18 protein-coding genes and 1 pseudogene are annotated in these 16,533 nt (G+C 72.2%); 8 read left to right on the top strand and 11 right to left on the bottom strand.

Going from position 1 to position 16,533, the window contains the following annotated elements; translation table 11 throughout:
• Positions 1-65: 65 nt before the first annotated feature.
• Together AB0G20_RS08680 and AB0G20_RS08675 are read right to left on the bottom strand one after the other, a co-directional pair.
• Positions 66-557, bottom strand: coding sequence for a flavin reductase family protein (locus AB0G20_RS08680; RefSeq protein WP_361297925.1), 492 nt, complete (start codon positions 555-557; stop codon positions 66-68).
• Between the two features lie 83 nt (positions 558-640).
• A complete protein-coding gene (locus AB0G20_RS08675) occupies positions 641-1,054 on the bottom strand; it encodes a thioredoxin family protein (protein ID WP_361299338.1) in 414 nt (137 codons plus the stop codon).
• Positions 1,055-1,131: 77 nt separating this feature from the next.
• Between AB0G20_RS08675 and AB0G20_RS08670 the strand changes: the two genes are divergently transcribed.
• Both AB0G20_RS08670 and AB0G20_RS08665 read left to right on the top strand, forming a co-directional pair.
• On the top strand, positions 1,132-1,548 hold the full coding sequence (locus tag AB0G20_RS08670) for a DUF4395 domain-containing protein (RefSeq protein ID WP_361297922.1): 417 nt from the start codon (positions 1,132-1,134) through the stop codon (positions 1,546-1,548).
• Between the two features lie 187 nt (positions 1,549-1,735).
• Positions 1,736-2,464 (top strand): lysophospholipid acyltransferase family protein, encoded by a 729-nt coding sequence (locus AB0G20_RS08665; protein WP_248509209.1) that lies wholly within the window; start codon positions 1,736-1,738, stop codon positions 2,462-2,464.
• 18 nt (positions 2,465-2,482) lie between these two features.
• Here AB0G20_RS08665 and AB0G20_RS08660 read toward each other — a convergent pair whose 3' ends face one another.
• From AB0G20_RS08660 to AB0G20_RS08640, 5 genes are all read right to left on the bottom strand, one after another.
• Positions 2,483-3,184: a phenylalanine--tRNA ligase beta subunit-related protein gene (locus AB0G20_RS08660; protein WP_361297918.1), complete on the bottom strand. Its 702-nt coding sequence runs from the start codon at positions 3,182-3,184 to the stop codon at positions 2,483-2,485.
• Positions 3,185-3,196: 12 nt separating this feature from the next.
• Positions 3,197-3,769: a transglutaminase domain-containing protein gene (locus AB0G20_RS08655; protein WP_361297915.1), complete on the bottom strand. Its 573-nt coding sequence runs from the start codon at positions 3,767-3,769 to the stop codon at positions 3,197-3,199.
• A 306-nt stretch (positions 3,770-4,075) separates the two neighbouring features.
• Complete coding sequence (locus tag AB0G20_RS08650) at positions 4,076-5,146, bottom strand: low specificity L-threonine aldolase (protein ID WP_361297912.1); 1,071 nt, start codon at positions 5,144-5,146, stop codon at positions 4,076-4,078.
• Positions 5,143-5,889, bottom strand: coding sequence for an SDR family NAD(P)-dependent oxidoreductase (locus tag AB0G20_RS08645; protein ID WP_361299335.1), 747 nt, complete (start codon positions 5,887-5,889; stop codon positions 5,143-5,145). The genes AB0G20_RS08650 and AB0G20_RS08645 overlap by 4 nt, the downstream gene beginning before the upstream one ends.
• A gap of 41 nt (positions 5,890-5,930) precedes the next feature.
• Positions 5,931-7,328, bottom strand: coding sequence for a DUF6421 family protein (locus tag AB0G20_RS08640; RefSeq protein ID WP_361297909.1), 1,398 nt, complete (start codon positions 7,326-7,328; stop codon positions 5,931-5,933).
• 247 nt (positions 7,329-7,575) lie between these two features.
• Here AB0G20_RS08640 and AB0G20_RS08635 point away from each other — a divergent pair, with 247 nt between their 5' ends.
• On the top strand, positions 7,576-8,259 hold the full coding sequence (locus tag AB0G20_RS08635) for a glycerophosphodiester phosphodiesterase family protein (protein ID WP_361297906.1): 684 nt from the start codon (positions 7,576-7,578) through the stop codon (positions 8,257-8,259).
• 26 nt (positions 8,260-8,285) lie between these two features.
• Here AB0G20_RS08635 and AB0G20_RS08630 read toward each other — a convergent pair.
• Positions 8,286-8,828, bottom strand: a pseudogene (locus AB0G20_RS08630) (N-acetyltransferase); the annotation flags it as partial.
• 68 nt (positions 8,829-8,896) lie between these two features.
• Between AB0G20_RS08630 and AB0G20_RS08625 the strand changes: the two are divergent.
• Positions 8,897-9,289 carry a VOC family protein gene (locus tag AB0G20_RS08625; RefSeq protein ID WP_361297903.1) on the top strand — a complete coding sequence of 131 codons (393 nt, stop codon included), beginning with the start codon at positions 8,897-8,899 and terminating at the stop codon, positions 9,287-9,289.
• Positions 9,290-9,291: 2 nt separating this feature from the next.
• Here the strand turns inward: AB0G20_RS08625 and AB0G20_RS08620 are convergent, their stop codons facing one another.
• Positions 9,292-10,206: a GNAT family N-acetyltransferase gene (locus tag AB0G20_RS08620; RefSeq protein WP_361297900.1), complete on the bottom strand. Its 915-nt coding sequence runs from the start codon at positions 10,204-10,206 to the stop codon at positions 9,292-9,294.
• 183 nt (positions 10,207-10,389) lie between these two features.
• On the opposite strand from AB0G20_RS08620, the gene AB0G20_RS08615 reads away from it, so the two are divergent.
• Both AB0G20_RS08615 and AB0G20_RS08610 read left to right on the top strand, forming a co-directional pair.
• On the top strand, positions 10,390-11,148 hold the full coding sequence (locus AB0G20_RS08615) for a VOC family protein (protein WP_361297897.1): 759 nt from the start codon (positions 10,390-10,392) through the stop codon (positions 11,146-11,148).
• Between the two features lie 99 nt (positions 11,149-11,247).
• A complete protein-coding gene (locus tag AB0G20_RS08610) occupies positions 11,248-12,300 on the top strand; it encodes an aldo/keto reductase (RefSeq protein ID WP_361297894.1) in 1,053 nt (350 codons plus the stop codon).
• A gap of 34 nt (positions 12,301-12,334) precedes the next feature.
• On the opposite strand, the gene AB0G20_RS08605 is transcribed toward AB0G20_RS08610, so the two are convergent.
• Together AB0G20_RS08605 and AB0G20_RS08600 are read right to left on the bottom strand one after the other, a co-directional pair.
• Positions 12,335-12,796 (bottom strand): MarR family transcriptional regulator, encoded by a 462-nt coding sequence (locus AB0G20_RS08605; protein WP_361297891.1) that lies wholly within the window; start codon positions 12,794-12,796, stop codon positions 12,335-12,337.
• 272 nt (positions 12,797-13,068) lie between these two features.
• A complete protein-coding gene (locus tag AB0G20_RS08600) occupies positions 13,069-14,739 on the bottom strand; it encodes an FUSC family protein (RefSeq protein WP_361297888.1) in 1,671 nt (556 codons plus the stop codon).
• Positions 14,740-14,888: 149 nt separating this feature from the next.
• Here AB0G20_RS08600 and AB0G20_RS08595 point away from each other — a divergent pair, with 149 nt between their 5' ends.
• Positions 14,889-15,437 (top strand): DUF5134 domain-containing protein, encoded by a 549-nt coding sequence (locus AB0G20_RS08595; protein WP_361297885.1) that lies wholly within the window; start codon positions 14,889-14,891, stop codon positions 15,435-15,437.
• A 98-nt stretch (positions 15,438-15,535) separates the two neighbouring features.
• Positions 15,536-16,471, top strand: a complete 936-nt coding sequence (locus AB0G20_RS08590; protein WP_361297882.1) for a M56 family metallopeptidase — start codon at positions 15,536-15,538, stop codon at positions 16,469-16,471.
• The last annotated feature ends 62 nt before the right edge of the window (positions 16,472-16,533 follow it).

Below are 16,533 nucleotides of genomic sequence, written 5' to 3'. Positions count from 1 at the left end.
ACTGTGACCTTCGCAACGCAGCGTAACCGGAACTCGACGGTCACGCAGCCCGGGGGGCGCCCGGTTCAGTCGCGCAGACGCTGGAATCGTCCCTGGTGGTAGAGGAGGGGACGGCCGGTGCCCGAGGGGTCGCCGTGCACGACCTCGGCGAGCACGATCCGGTGGTCCCCGGCGGGCACGCGGGCGACGACCCGTCCCACCAGCCAGGCCACCACGCCGTCGAGGATCGGGACGCCCTCGGGCCCCTCCCACCAGCCGGTGGGCGGGCCGAAACGGTCGGCGCCGCTGCGGGCGAAGGTGGCGGCCAGCTCCTGCTGGTGCTCGCCGAGGACGTGGACACCGACGTGGTCCGCCGCCGCGATCGCGGGCCAGCTGGAGGCGCCGGTGCCCACGCCGAAGGACAGCAGGGGCGGCTCGGCGGAGACGGATGTCAGGGAGGTGGCGGTGAAGCCCACCGGACCCTCCTCGCCACGAGCGGTGATGACGGCGACCCCTGCCGCGTGCTGCCGGAAGACCGAGCGCAGGAGGTCGGGCGTGGCGAGAAGGTCCGCAGGCATGGGGTCAGGCTGACGATAAATGGTACGCGCAGTCAAGTTCGTTCCGTGATGTGGGAGATGGCTCACTGGCGGCACCACGCCCGTCACACCGCCTCTCCCAGCGCGGCGATCACGTCGGCCTTGCGCGGCTGCCCGGTGGCCCGCCGGACCACGTGGCCGTCGGCGTCCAGGACCAGCACGGTCGGGGTCTTGAGGATGTCCAGCCGCCGTACGAGGTCCAAGTGGGCCTCGGCGTCGATCTCGACGTGCGTCACGCCCGGCACCACGGCGGCGACCTCGCCGAGGACCCGCCGGGTCGCCCGGCAGGGCGCGCAGAACGCGCTGGAGAACTGCACGAGCGTGGCCCGCTCGCCGAGTTCCGCGCCCAGCTCCGCCGCATCGAGCCGCTTGCCGTCGTCGCGCCCGCGCACCCGCACTCTCCCGCTCCGCCGCCGTTGCAGCACTCCGTAGGCGCTCGCCGCCGCGAGCACCACCACACACACCACCAGTCCGGTCATCACCTGCTGCAAGCGTTCACGAGACCGCAAAGATTCCCGCCCCCTCAACGCGGTCGCGCTGCGGAATGCTTTGCTCCATGGACATCGATGTGAGAGGTCCGCGTTTCGGCGCGGCCGTCACGGCCGCCGTCCTGGCGGTCGTTCTGATCACGGGGAGCGCCTGGCTGCTGGCCTGGCAGACGCTGGCGTTCCTGCTCGGCGCGGCGGGCGGGGTGAGCCGCTCCCCCTACGGCCTGCTGTTCGCCAAGGCCGTACGGCCGCGGCTCGGGCCGCCGACGGAGTTCGAAGCGCCCGAACCGCCGCGCTTCGCCCAGGTGGTGGGGCTGCTTTTCGCCGGACTCGGGCTCGTCGGCCACACCCTCGGGCCCGGCTGGCTGGGACTCGCGGCGACCGGCGCCGCACTCGCCGCCGCCTTCCTGAATGCGGCATTCGGGTACTGCCTGGGATGCGAGTTGTACCTGCTCGTGCGGCGGGTGACGGTCCGCGCGGAGTAATGGGGACGCAAAAGCACGAGGTGGGAACCTGCGGGCGACGTGACGAGAATCTCGCCGCCGACGGGCACGAGGACTGGCTACCCGGCCGTTCTTCGGGCACGATCTGCGACAAGCCGTAAACCTACGGCTGCGTAACTTTCCACTGGGAATCCCTTCCCAGGCAGAGCAGGAAGGGTCCGACCCGCCCATGGCAGAGCTCGTCTACCGTCCCGTCGTCGGTTTCGCCCGCACGCTGTTCAAGGTGTGGGACCTCAAGATCGACTGCCAGGGTTCGGAGAACATCCCGCGCTCGGGCGGCGCCGTGCTGGTGAGCAACCACATCAGCTACCTGGACTTCGTCTTCGACGGCCTGGCGGCCCTGCCGCAGAAGCGTCTCGTGCGGTTCATGGCGAAGGAGTCCGTCTTCCGGCACAAGATCTCCGGCCCGCTGATGCGCGGGATGAAGCACATCCCCGTGGACCGCAAGCAGGGCGAGGCGGCCTACGCGCACGCCCTGGACTCGCTGCGCTCGGGTGAGATCGTCGGGGTCTTCCCGGAGGCGACCATCTCGCAGTCGTTCACGCTGAAGAGCTTCAAGTCGGGTGCCGCGCGCCTGGCCCAGGAGGCCGGCGTCCCGCTGATCCCGATGGCGGTGTGGGGCACGCAGCGGCTGTGGACCAAGGGCCAGCCGCGCAACTTCAAGCGCAGCCACATCCCCATCACGATCCGGGTGGGCGAGGCGATCGAGGCCTCCCGCGACAAGTACGCGGGCGCCATCACGCGCCAGCTGCGCGAGCGCGTCCAGGAGCTCCTCGAGGCCGCCCAGCGCGCCTACCCCGTCCGCCCGAAGGGTCCGGACGACACCTGGTGGATGCCGGCCCACCTCGGCGGCACGGCCCCGACGCCGGAGCAGGTGCGGGCGGCCGAGGCACTCTGAGGCCCGCCCGGCAGGGGCTCAGGCGGAGGACTCCGGAGCGCGGACGGCGATGTCCGCTCCCGGGCTGAACTTCGCCAGCAGTTCGGCGAGTTCCGCCGCGGCCGCGGCAACCTCGGCGACGGGCATCGGCGCGAGGCTCTCCAGCAGGAAGATGCCCGAGGTCGTCTGCTCGGTGAGCCGGGTGCGCGGGCCCTGGCGCCAGTTCCAGCGGCGGCAGGTCACGCCCGCGTCGTCACGCCACACCACTTCGCCCGCGTCGGGGTGCTCGACGGTCTCCTCGCCGCCGGCGACGGTCACGAAGTCCTCCTCGCCCGTGGCGCGGATCAGTCGCATGCCGCCCTCGATCCGGTCGGCGTCCTCGCCGCCGACCGGGATCAGATGGGCGACGGAGACGGCGTTGTAGAGGTCGACGAGCAGGTTGATGCGGGGCAGCCCGGCCTCCGAGAGGGCCCGCTTGGCCAGCGCCTCCGCGGAGTTGCGGGTACGGGACGGCTTCGAGCCGAACGCCGTGTAGGTCTCGCGCCATACGGCCATGTGCGGGTCCTCGTGCGGGGCACGGCCGTCCAGTCGTACGGCGAGCCGACGCGCCGCGTCGTCCAGCAGCGCCGAGCCGGCGTCGTTGCTCGGCCCGTTGACCAGGCCGTGCGCCTCGATCGCGACGTGCGTGAAACCGGGCGCGAGAGCGCGTACGTCGTCGGACACGGTCAGCGTGAGCGTCATGGTCGCCTTGCCTCAGAGTGCGGTGGGGAGCGTCTGCCACAGGTGCGGCCGGTCGCGAGCCGCCGTGAGGGCGTCCAGCACGACCGGATGCGGTGCAGCATACAGGACTGGGTAGTCCAGTTCATTGGACGCGAGATCGGGCGTGAAGGCGAGCTGTTCACCGTCGAGGGAGAACTGCGCGTCGACGCCGGGCTTATTGCCCCGTGGGTCCTGCCGGTGCCAGGCACCGTTGAACCGCACGGCGATCAGTCCGTGCACCACCCCCAACTCCTGGTAGCAGAACGCGGTGGGGATGTCCTCGGCCCGGAGCAGTGCGGCCAGCGCGTGAGCCTTGGCGTAGCAGATACCGGTGCGCTGCTCCAGGACATCTGAGGCGCGCCAGGTGACGCGGAGATCACCGGAGTCCTGCGAGTGCGGAATGGTGTCGCGCACGAACTCGAAGGCCGCCCGCGCATACTCATACGAGTCCGCCACCCCGTCGGCGAGCCTCGCCGCTGTGTCGCGGACGAGCGGATGATGGTGGTCGACCGCCTCGTCAGCGGCCAAGTAGGCGGAGAGGTCGGGGGTTTCCTGGATCAGCTGCATGCACGCAGAGCTTAGGGAGAGATCCACTTCCGAGTCAATCAATTTTCCATTGATTGCATACCTATGCAGCTGTGAGTACCGGGAGGACGAGACCGGCACGGGGGCCCTGTTGCGTACTGGACGAGGCGGGGGCACCGGGGCAGCGGTTCGCGTTGGACACCGGACTCCGCGTCGGGCGGCGCGGGGGCCTCCGTGGCCACGGTGCGGTTCCGGGCACCGGAGGGCACCACCGTAGGCACCCCGCCGAGACCCTCGACGACGATCCCGAGCTGAGCATCCGGAAGTTCGACCTCGGGGAGGTGGCCCCTAGCGGGCCATCTCCTCCTTCAGTGCCGCCACGAACGTGTCCACGTCGTCCTCGGTCGTGTCGAAGGCGCACATCCAGCGGACGTCACCCGCCGCCTCGTCCCAGAAGTAGAAGCGGAACCGCTTCTGGAGGCGCTCGCTCACGTCGTGGGGCAGGCGGGCGAAGACCGCGTTGGCCTGCACCGGGTAGAGGATCTCCACACCGTGCACGGCCCGCACGCCCTCGGCGAGGCGCTGGGCCATCTCGTTGGCGTGACCGGCGTTGCGCAGCCACAGGTCCCGGGCGAGCAGGGCCTCCAGCTGCACCGACACGAAGCGCATCTTGGAGGCGAGCTGCATGGACAGCTTGCGCAGGTGCTTCATGTGGCTGACGGCGTCCTGGTTGAGGACCACGACCGCCTCGCCGAACAGGGCGCCGCTCTTCGTGCCGCCCAGGGAGAGGATGTCGACGCCGGCGGCGTTGGTGAGCGTGCGCATCGGGACGTTCAGGGTGGCCGCGGCGTTGGCCAGCCGCGAGCCGTCCAGGTGCACCTTCATGCCGTGCGCGTGGGCGTGCTCGCAGAGGGCGCGTATCTCCTCCGGCGTGTAGACCGTGCCCAGTTCGGTGGCCTGGGCGATGGAGACGACCTGCGGCATCGCGCGGTGCTCGTCGTCCCAGCCGTACGCCTGCCGGTCGATCAGCTCGGGCGTGAGCTTGCCGTCGGGCGCCGGAACGGTCAGCAGCTTCAGGCCGCCGACCCGCTCCGGGGCGCCGCACTCGTCGACGTTGATGTGCGCGCTCTCGGCGCAGATCACCGCACCCCAGCGGTCGGTGACCGCCTGGAGCGCGACGACGTTGGCGCCGGTGCCGTTGAAGACCGGGAACGCCTCGGCGGTGGGCCCGAAGTGGCTGCGGATCACCTGCTGGAGGTTCTCGGTGTACGCGTCCTCGCCGTACGCGACCTGGTGCCCGCCGTTGGCCAGGGCCAGGGCGGCGAGAACCTCCGGGTGGGCCCCGGCGTAGTTGTCGCTGGCGAAACCGCGGACCTCCGGGTCGTGATGACGACGGGCGTCGGTCTTCGGCGGGTTCACGGCTTCTCGGTGAGCCACAGACGTTTTCCGTTCACTTCGGCGGCAGGCTTCTCCCAGACCTCGGTGATGGCCTCGGCCAGGTCCTTGACGTCGGTGAAGCCCGCGAACTTCGCGTTGGGTCGATCGGCGCGCATCGCATCGTGGACCAGCGCCTTCACCACCAGGATCGCAGCAGCCGACGTCGGCCCCTCGGCGCCCCCGGCCTTGCGGAAGTAGTCCGCCATGGCCAGCGTCCACGCCTCGGCCGCCGCCTTGCCGGCCGCGTAGGCGGCGTTGCCCGCGGTGGGCTTGCTGGCGCCCGCGGCGCTGATCAGCACGTACCGGCCGCGGTCGCTGCGCTGCAGCGCCTCGTGGAAGGCGAGGGAGGTGTGCTGCACCGTGCGGACCAGCAGCATCTCCAGGAAGTCCCAGTCGTCGAGGCTGGTCCGCGTGAAGGTCTCGCTGCCGCGCCAGCCGCCGACGAGGTGGACCAGGCCGTCGACCCGGCCGAAGTCCTTCTCGACGCGGGTGGCCCAGTCGCGGGTGGCCCCCAGGTCCAGCAGATCGACCGTGTCGCCGGTGACGGTGGCGCCGCCGGTCGCGTAGCTCGCCGCGTCCACCGCCTCCGCCAGCCGCTCCGGATCGTTGTCCGACCCGATGACGGTCGCACCCGCCTCGGCCAGCCTGAGCAGCGCGGCCCGGCCCGCGGGCCCGCCCGCTCCGGCCACCGCGATCACCGCACCGCTGAGCGCCCCGTTCCCCATGATTTTCGCCTCCTGAGCAGTGTTCTCGGTACGCCGATCGCTCATGCGGCGATCCGCTCGGCGCTGTCCGCCGTGATGCCCTTGGCGGAGGCGATCACGTTCTTAAGCTTCTTGGACAGTGCCTCATAGAACATGCTCAGCGGAAACTCGTCCGGAAGCACGTCATCGACGAGTTTCCGCGGCGGCTGGGTCGTGTCCAGGGCGTCGGGACCCTTGGCCCACTTCGAGCCCGGGTGCGGGGAGAGGTAGGTGGAGACCAGCTCGTACCCGGCGAACCAGTGGACGAGCTTCGGGCGGTCGATGCCGTCGCGGTAGAGGTCCTCGATCTCGGCGCACAGCTGGTTGGTGACCTGCGGGGCGCGCTCCCAGTCGATGGTGAGCTTGTTGTCGGTCCAGCGGACGACGTCGTGCTTGTGCAGGTAGGCGAAGAGGAGCTGCCCGCCGAGGCCGTCGTAGTTGCGGACTCGCTCACCGCTGACCGGGAAGCGGAACATGCGGTCGAAGAGGACCGCGACCTGCACGTCACGGGCCTGCGGGACGCCGTCCGCCTCCAGCTTCACGGCCTCCTTGAAGGCGGTGAGGTCGCAGCGCAGCTCTTCCAGGCCGTACATCCAGAACGGCTGGCGCTGCTTGATCATGAACGGGTCGAAGGGCAGGTCGCCGTGGCTGTGGGTGCGGTCGTGGACCATGTCCCACAGGACGAACGCCTCCTCGCAGCGCTTCTGGTCGTGGACCATCGCGGCGACGTCCTCGGGCAGCTCCAGGCCCAGGATGTCGACGGCGGCGTCGGTCACGCGGCGGAAGCGGGCGGCCTCGCGGTCGCAGAAGATGCCGCCCCAGGTGAACCGCTCGGGGGCCTCGCGCACGGCGATGGTCTCGGGGAACAGGACGGCCGAGTGGGTGTCGTAGCCGGCCGTGAAGTCCTCGAACTTGATGCCGCAGAAGAGCGGGTTGTCGTAGCGGGTGCGCTCCAGCTCGGCCAGCCAGTCCGGCCAGACCATGCGCAGCACGACCGCCTCGAGGTTGCGGTCCGGGTTGCCGTTCTGCGTGTACATCGGGAAGACGACGAGGTGCTGAAGGCCGTCCGCGCGGTTCGCGGCGGGCTGGAAGGCCAGCAGCGAGTCGAGGAAGTCGGGCACCTGGAAGCCGCTGTCGGCCCACCGGGTCAGGTCCTTGACCAGGGCCTCGTGATAGGCGCCGTCGTGCGGGAGCAGCGGGGAGAGCTCCAGGACGGCGTCGGCGACCTGGCGGACCGCGAGCTCGGCGTCGGCCGGGTCGGGCGCGCCCTCGGCGTCGAAGTCGATCGACCCGTCCTTGGACTGCCATGGCCGGATCCGCTCCACGGCATCCTTGAGCACGGGCCATGCCGGGTGTTCCACCACCCTGGCCACGGGAGGAAGACCTTCCTCCGAACCCACCTGCACAAGAATTTCCGTCATGTCCCACCTTCCACGGGAGAATCTCACGTATGCAGACCGTATACACACGAGGTTCCTCCCAGCAAGGGTGAACCCGGGAAATTATCCTGCCCGACCCTGTGCTTCACCGCACTTTTTCCTGTCGGTCACGCTTCTGCCCGGATGTGCGGCGACCATGCCCTCACTCTCTGCACAGGGCGGGTCCAGGCGATACGGTCAGGGGGGCCGTCAGGCCCAGTGCCGCCTGTCGACGGAAGAGAGTCGCGTCTTGAACTTCCTCACCATCGGTCACCGCGGAGTCATGGGTGTGGAACCCGAGAACACCCTCCGGTCCTTCGTCGCCGCCCAGGAGGCGGGCCTCGACGCCATCGAACTCGATCTGCATCTGAGCAAGGACGGCGCCCTCGTCGTCATGCACGACACGGATGTGGACCGCACGACCGACGGCACCGGGCCGATCGCCGAGAAGACCCTCGCCGAGCTGCGGGCCCTGGACGCGGGCCGGGGCGAGCGGGTCCCGGTCTTCGAGGAGGTGCTGGAGGCCGTTCACACGCCGCTCCAGGCCGAGATCAAGGACGCGCAGGCGGCGCGGGCCCTGGCCGAGGTGATGAACCGGCGCGGGCTGGCCGGCCGGGTGGAGGTGTCCTCGTTCCACGACGAGGCGATCGCTGAGATCAAGCCCCTGGTACCGGGAGTGCGCACCGCGCTGATCGCCAGCCGCTACGGCACGGACATCGTCGACCGCGCCGTCCAGGCCGGCGCCGAGACCGTCTGCCTGAACATCCGCCGGCTCACCCTGGAGATCGTGGAGCGGGCCCGCAAGGCCGACCTGAGGATCATCGGCTGGGTGGTGAACACGCAGGATCAGCTGCGCCTCGTCCGGGCCTTCGGTCTGGACGGCGCGACCACCGACCACCCGGACATCAAGCGCACGGGCCGTTTCACTGCCTAGGGGGGCGCCCCCGGCGGCCAGGCAAGCTAGGCGAGCTCCTTGACCAGCAGCTCGAACTTCAGGTCGTCGCGCTGCGGAACGCCGAAGCGCTCGTCGCCGTACGGGAACGGGGTCATCCGGCCCGTACGGCGGTAGCCGCGCCGCTCGTACCAGGCGATGAGATCGTCGCGCACGGAGATCACGCTCATCTGCATCTCCGTCACGCCCCAGGTCTCGCGCGCCCGCCGCTCGGCCTCAGCGATGATCACCTTGCCGAGACCCGCGCCCTGGAGCCGGGGGCTGACGGCGAACATCCCGAAGTAGGCGTGGTCGCCCTGGTGCTCCAGCTGGCAGCAGGCGACGATCCTGCCGTCCCGCTCCACGGTCATGAGCCGGCTGTCGGGCGACTTGATGACCTCCAGCACCCCCTCCGGGTCGGTCCGCTGCCCTTCGAGGATGTCCGCCTCGGTGGTCCACCCGGCCCGGCTGTCGTCGCCCCGGTACGCCGACTCGATCAGCGCGACCAGCTCGTCCACGTCGGCGTCGGTGGCGTCGCGGAAGGTCAGTGCGGTGGCGGCGGTCTCCATGGGCGTACGTCTCCGTTTCCTGGCGCGGCTCGGGCAGGGACGAGCGTAACGCCGCCACTAAGCTCCGCTGCATGGTGCATGTACTCAGCAGCCGGATCCTGCTCCGCCCCACCGACCCCGAGCGGTCCCGTGCCTTCTACGGCGAGCAGCTGGGCCTCGCCGTCTACCGCGAGTTCGGCACGGGCCCCGACCGCGGCACGGTCTACTTCCTGGGCGGCGGCTTCCTCGAGGTCGCTGGACGGTCCGAGACTCCCCCGTCGCCCGCCGTGCGGTTGTGGCTGCAGGTCGACGACGTGGCCGCGGCGGAGGAGGAGCTGCGGGCGAAGGGCGTGGAGATCGTGCGGCCGCCGGTGAAGGAGCCGTGGGGCCTGGTCGAGATGTGGATCGCGGATCCGGACGGGACGCCGATCGTGCTGGTCGAGGTCCCGGCGGACCACCCCATGCGCTACCGCCCCGGCATCTGAGGTCACCCGGGGCGGTGCTCCCAGCCCCGGTCGGTGCGGGTGAGTTCGTGGAAGCCCGCGCCCGTCAGGAGGTCGAGCATGGTGCCGTCGTCGGCCGTTTCGTAGGCGACGAGCCGGTCGACGCCGCACAGGCGGAGCCAGTCGGCGGCCCGGGCCAGGAGCCGGTGCTCCAGGCCGGTGCCGTGGTGCGCGGGGTCGACGTGCAGGTTGCCGATGTCGGCCAGGCCCGCCGCGCGGGCGTGGCGTTCCGGGCGGGCCAGGGCCGTGTCGATCTCGATGAAGCCGAGGGCGCGCGCGTCGGCGTAGGCCGTGAAGCGGGTGCCGCACTCCCCCAGCGTGCGTTCGACCGTGACGTCCGGCCGGGGCTCGTGCGGCGGCAGGTCGGCGACCCGGGCGATCAGGATGACCTCGGTGTCCCCCGTGTGCCGGAACCCCGCGCGCTCATAGAGGGCCCGGATGTGCGGCCAGTTGCGGGGCAGGCCGTAGACGAGCGGGGCGGGCAGGGACCCGTCGGCGTAGCGGACGCGGGCGTTCCAGCGGGAGAACTGCGCGAGGCACGCCCGCATCAGCAGGTCCGCGGCGAGATCGGCGTCCGGCCAGAGGGAGGCCGCCGGGCGGTGGACGAACCAGTTGATCTCGGCGGCGTCCCGGTAGTCCTCGCCGACCTCGCCGCCGGCGCGGTAACGCAGCAGATGGGCCGCGGCGACGACGTACCCGCGCTGCTCGGCGACGAGCGTCGTCCGCTCGGCCACCCACGGGTCCGTGATGAACTCGCCGGGCTGCCGCTCCAGCTCGCCGAGGACGGTGTTCACGGAGACGGAGACACCGGGGACGACGGCCGCCACATGCATGTTGACCAGGTCGGTCAGCTGGTCGCGGTCGGACCGGCGGAAGGGGCGCACCTCGGGCGCGGGCATGGGGTACCTCCGGGCAGGGTGAAGGAGCTGGAGGCCGCCACGCGGTGCGGTACGGGGCGAGGGTACGCCGGGGCCGCGGCGGCACACCAGTGGGTTTCCCCGGATGGCAGGGAGGCCGGGGAGCGGCTTAGCGTGCTGGAGGGGGCCCGGGGGCCTGTCCCCGCCGCTCGTGGAAGGAACGCCATGAAGCTCGACGCACCGGTGACCGGCGGCCCCTGCTGGACCGAGCTGGGGACCAGCGACCTGGACGCGGCCCGGCGGTTCTACACGCGGCTGTTCGGCTGGCGGCCCGAGACCGACGCTCGTCAGGAGGGCGGCTACACCGTCGCGCACCTCGGGGACGCGGCCGTGGCCGCGCTCGCCCCGCTGTACCAGCCGTCGCAGCCGGTCGCGTGGAACGTGTCGTTCGCGGTGACCGACGCGGACGCCACCGCCCGTGCGGTGACCGAGGCGGGCGGGACGTTGCTGTTCGGCCCGATGGACGTGGGCGAGGTGGGCCGGTTCGCGGTGGCCGCCGATCCGGACGGTGCCGTGTTCCAGCTGTGGCAGGCGGGGACCTTCCCGGGTGCCGGGCTGTTCAACGCGCCCGGTTCGCTGGGCTGGGTGGAGCTGATGACACGCGATCCGGAGGGGGCCGTGTCCTTCTACACGCGAGTGTTCGGCTGGACGGTCGCCCCGTCGGACCGCTACACCCAGTGGGGCATCGGCGGCGCGGACTTCGGCGGCATGGTGGCGATGGACGACAAGTTCCCGCCCGAGGTGCCGGCGCACTGGCTGCCGTACTTCGCCGTGGCCGACGTGGACGACACGACCGCCGTCGTGCAGCAGCACGGCACGGTCCTGATGGTGCCCACGTCCGTGCCCGACGGCCCGCGCATCGCGGTGCTGCGGGACCCGCAGGGGGCGATGTTCGGCGTGTACCGGGCCGGCGACGAGGGCTGAGAGGCGGAGTGCGACGGCCGGGGGCGGGCTGTGGCTTGCGTTGAAGTGCGCTCCAGCTCCTAGCCTCCTGCGTACGACCTGCCCGGAGGGGGCGAGACCGTGCGTTACACACTGTTCGGCAAGACCGGTCTGCGCGTGAGCGAGCTGTGCCTCGGCGCGATGACCATCGGCGACGACTGGGGCTGGGGCGCCGGCAAGGAGGTCAGCGCCCGGATCGTCGACTCCTATGCGGAGGCGGGCGGCAACTTCATCGACACCGCCAACAACTACACCGACGGCAGCTCCGAACGGATCCTCGGAGAGCTGCTGGAGGGCCGGCGCGACACGTTCGTGCTGGCCAGCAAGTACACCTGCGGGATCCGCGACGGCGACGTCAACGCCGCGGGCAACCACCGCAAGAACCTGGTCCAGTCGGTGGAGGCGAGCCTGCGCCGGCTGCGCACCGACCGGCTGGACGTGCTGTGGGTGCACGCCCGGGACAACTTCACACCGGTCGCGGAGGTCATGCGGGCCCTGGACGACCTCGTCCGCACGGGCAAGGTGCTGTACGTCGGTGTCTCGGACTGGCCCGCCTGGGAGATCGCCCAGGCCAACACCCTTGCGGAGCTGCGGGGCTGGACCGCGTTCGCCGGGTCGCAGCTGCGCTACAGCCTGCTGGAGCGGACCCCGGAGCGCGAACTACTCCCGCAGGCCAGGGCGTTCGACCTGGCCGTGCTGGCCTGGGCGCCGCTCGCGGCCGGGAAGCTCACGGGCAAGTACCGCCGGGGCGAGCCGGGGCGGCTGGACACCACCGGCGGGGACACCGACCCGCGCGAGGCGGCCGTGATCAGCGCCGTGCTGGAGGTCGCCGAGGAGGGCGGCTGGAGCCCGGCCCAGGTGGCGCTGGCCTGGCTGCTGGCCCGGCCGGGCACCATGGTGCCGATCATCGCGGCGACCAAGGAGAGCCAGCTCGCCGACAATCTGGGCAGCGTGGACGTCCGCCTCGACGCGGACGCCCTCGCCCGGCTCGACGAGGTGAGCGCGGTGCCGCTCGGCTTCCCGCACGACTTCGTCCGCGAGCCGGCCATCACCCGGAACATCTACGGCGACCTCTGGGCGTCCGTCGACGACCGCCGCTCCACGCATCGCCGCAGCGTGCACGAGGTGCTCTGACCGGTACGCCCACGCGCCCCGGCCGGTGCCCGGTTCAGGCCCGCAGCACGCCGAGGCGCCCTTCCAGCTGGCTGAGCAACTCCCCGAGCAGTGCTGCGAGTTCACCCTGCTCGGGGCCGTCGATACCGGAGAGCACGGCGGTCTCGTACGCGAGCTGCACGGGCAGGATGCCGTCGACGAGGTCGCGTCCGGCATCGGTGAGGCGGAGGTGGACGACCCGGCGGTCACGGGTGTCCCCGCGCCGTTCGACCAGACCCCGCTCGGTGAGCTGCTTCAGGCGTTTGGTGACGGCGGCCCCCGAGGAGAAGGTCTCCCGGGCCAGCTCTCCGGGCGTCAGCTCGTAGCCCGTACGGCGCAGCGCGCCCAGCAGATCGAACTCGGGCCGACTGAGCCCGGCCCGGCGCAAGGGAGCGTCCTCGGCCTGCTGCAGCAGAGCGGCACAGCGGTTGATCCGCCCGATGATCTCCATCGGCCCGGTGTCGAGTCCGGGATGCACGGCCTGCCACTGCCGGACAACGGCGGCAACGGTGTCGCCCCGCCGGCCGCCACCCGGTTCTTCTCCGACGGGTTCTTCTTCGACCGGGTCCGCTGCGGCCGTCAGGCCGCGAGCCGAATCCCCTCCGGCCGCAGGAGCACTGCCGGTGCGACCCCCTCCGGCCGCTCCCCCCTCGACAGCCGCCCGTCCCTGCGCCACCGGTTCCGCCTCGACCCCCGGCTGCGGGGTCTGTCCCGCGTCGCTCCCCGTGGGCGATGGTCCTTCCGTCGGCGTCATGGCCGTGCGTCCTCCGTTTCGGTGGCCGGGTCCCGCTCCGGGAGCAGGCCCTGGCGTCGGGCCGTCGCGGCGAGCGTACGGTGTCCGGACTGTTCGGCGAGCACGACCCGCTCCTGGGGCAGGGCCCGCTGCCACCATTCCCCGGCGGCGGCGTCGGCGGTGGCGCGCAGGTCGGCCAGGGCGACGGCGAGGCCGCGGCGGGCGGATTCCAGGACCGCGGTGTCGGGGTCCGGCTCGGCCAGGAGGCGGGCGGCGTGCTCGCGGGCCCGGTCGGCCGTGGTCAGCGCCCGTTCGACGCGGTCGCCCGCACGCCGGTTGGTGACGGCGACGGCTGCGACGAACCCGACCAGCGCACCGACGACGGTGTCCACGACCCGCTCCGTCATCAGCGCCGCGGGCTGCTGGTAGCCGGCGAACTCCGTGATGAGCAGGGCCATGGGCGTCACACAGACACTGCCGAGCCAGTAGTTCCGGCTGATCAGCACCTCCGCACCGAAGCTGAACGCGAGGCAGCACAGCACGAGCGCCACCGGGCCCAGGTGGGCGAGCGGCACGACGGCCAGGAAGACGAGCACGCCGACGACGTTGCCCACGACCCGCTGGACGGCCCGGCTCCAGGTCAGCGCGATGTTCGCCTGGTAGAGCGAGGCGGCGGTGACCAGCGCCCAGTAGGGGCGGCCGATCCCGAGGGCGAGGGAGGCGTAGCCGGCGAGCGCGCAGCCGAGCGCGGTGCGCATCGCGAGCGGGGTCAGCGGGCCCAGCCGCGCCCAGAGGGGCCGGGCCGCGGCCACGCCGAGCAGTTCGTCGGCGGCCGCGTCCGGCAGCCCGGCCGCCGGGACGGCCCCCGTGCCGCGCAGCGAGCCCGCCCATGCGCGCAGCCGTCCCGCGTCCGCCTCCGTCGGCGCCGCGAGGGCGACCTCGGCACGGACGACGAGCCGTTCGAGGGCGCGCCGGGTCCGGGAAGGGGCCCTGGTGGACAGCAGCGACTGCCAGGCGGCCTGCACGGCGGCATAGCCCGCGGCGCGGGCCCGGGCGTGGCCCTCTCCCATGCCGCCGGTGTCGGCGTACCCGGCGGCGGCCTTCAGCGCGGAGGCGGTGGCTCGACGCTCCGGTCCGTGCGGCCGGACGAGGCCGGGCGCCATGCAGACCAGCCAGGCCCAGGCACCCGTCGCGGCGGCCAGGGCCAGATGGCCCGGCACCTGGCCGAGGGTCTGCGGCGCGAACAGGGAGGCGGAGCTGACGAAGGTGAGCACGACGTTGCCCGGCGGACCGACCCGGGTGGCGTCGCACAGCACCTTCTGCGCGGCGGCCAGCAGCGCACCGACGGTGACCAGGAGCACGGCGCTGCCGGTGAGCGAGGCCGCGACCAGGGCCACGGCGAGTCCGCCGAGCATGCCCAGCACCACCCACACCAGGACCCCGGCCCGGGCGGCGTAGGGGCGGTTGTGGGCGTACAGCGCGCACAGGGACCCGGCCATCGCGTACATCACGAGGTCGAGCCGGCCGAGCGCCAGCAGGGTGAGGGCGGGCGGGGCGATCGACGCCACCACGCTCAGCGCGGGCTTGAACCAGATCTCCGAGGGCCTGCCGAGACGCAGCACCCCCGCCAGCGGGAGACGCCGGGCGGGTCGGGTGGCGGGGGTGGGGGTGGGGGTCGCACTGCTCATACCCATAAGATTAGCAGGTGTTTTACCCGTGAAATACATCTCCTCAGCCGGCGTGCTCCGTCGAATGCTCCCCGTGTACACCCTTGCGCTTGCGTGCGCGCCGCATGGCCCGGGCATCGAATGACCGACCGTCGAACGGGGAGGTGCGCGTGCACGGACCGGCTTCGTCCGGCTGGCTGCTGGTGGCGCTCTGCGCGGTGACCGGCGCCTACTGCCTGGCGCGGATGCGCAGCGGCGCCGAGGAGCAGCGCAGCGCCGCGGGCGGCGAGGCGCTGATGGGTTTCGGGATGGCCGCGATGGCCGTGCCGACGGCCGTGTTCACACCGCCGTCCTGGGCGTGGCCCGTCTACGCGGCGGTGTTCGGGGCGGCGGGCATGCAGGCACTGTGGGCGGCGCGGGCCGACGCGCACCATCTCCACCACCTGGTGGGGGCGGCGGCGATGGTCTACATGTCCGTCGTCATGGCCGGCTCCCCCGCACACGCGCACGGTCGGGGCGGATCGGGGGTCCCGCTCCTGACCGGGGCGCTGCTGCTCTACTTCGCCGGGTACGTGCTGCTGACCGGCGTCCGCCTGGTTCCGGTCGCCGCCGTGGCCGGGGGCGGCGGACCCGCCGGGTGGGGCGACCGGCCGGAACTCGCGCGGGCCTGCCGGCTGTCCATGGGGATCGCGATGGTGGCGATGCTGCTGGCGCTGTGAGCGGGACCGGCCCGACAGCCCCGACGGATCCGTTGCCTGCGTCACTTTGACGGCACAAGCCGTACCCCTGCGCAGGGCCGCGCTCATAGGCTGCCCTCATGATGCTCACCGCCGCGCTGTTGCTGCTCGGCGCCCTGACCGCCGTGGTCGCCCCCCGGCTCCTCGCCCGGGCGGACTGGCCGGACCGTGAGCCGGTGGTGGCGCTGTGGGTGTGGCAGTGCGCGGTGGCGGCCGTCCTCGTGTGCTGTGCGCTGTCGATGACGCTCAGCGCGGCCGCGGCCTGGCACGCGGTCGGCGGGCACCTCTTCGCCACGGCCCCGCGCGCGGTCGTCGAGGCCTACGCCCTCGGTACGGCGGGCCCCTGGGCGGCGACCACCGCGCTCGCCCTGGCCGGCGCCGGGCTGTGGAGCGCGGCGATGCTGCTCCGCGAGATCGGCCGGGCCCGCGCCCGGCGCCGCCGCCGGCGCGCCGATCTGCTGGTCCGGGCTCCGCTGCTGCCGGGCGAGGTGACCGTCTCCGGCCGGCTCGTCGTCCTGGAGAGCGAGCAGCCCGACGCCTGGTGGCAGCCCGGCACTCCCCCGCAACTGGTCGTCACCACGGCCGCGTTGCGCCGGCTGAAGGGCCGGCAGCTGGACGCCGTGCTCGCCCACGAGCAGGGCCACGCCCGGGCCCGGCACGACTGGCTGCTGAACTGCTCCTCGGCCCTCGCCGACGGCTTTCCGCAGGTGCCCGTGTTCGCCGCGTTCCGCGACGAGATGCACCGCCTGGTCGAACTCGCCGCCGACGACACGGCATCGCGCCGCTTCGGCCGTCTGACCACGGCCCTGGCCCTGGTCGAACTGAACGAGCACCGTGGCGTGTTCGGGCCCTGCCCCACACCCCAGGCCCATGTCCCGGCCCGGGTGCACCGGTTGCTCACACCCCCGGACCGGCTGACCGCGGGGCGGCGTCTGCGCCTGACGGCTGCGGCCGCGCTGGTGCCCGTGGTGCCGGTGCTGGTGGCGTTCGTACCGGGGCTGCGAGCGCTGGGATGACCGGGGTACCGCCGGGGCCGCCGGGGTTCCTGCCGCGATGGACGCCGGATGAGACCTGTGCC

The sequence above is a fragment of the Streptomyces sp. NPDC024017 genome (assembly GCF_040638895.1).
GTDB lineage: Bacteria > Actinomycetota > Actinomycetes > Streptomycetales > Streptomycetaceae > Streptomyces.
This window is presented reverse-complemented; position numbering and strand designations above follow the sequence as displayed.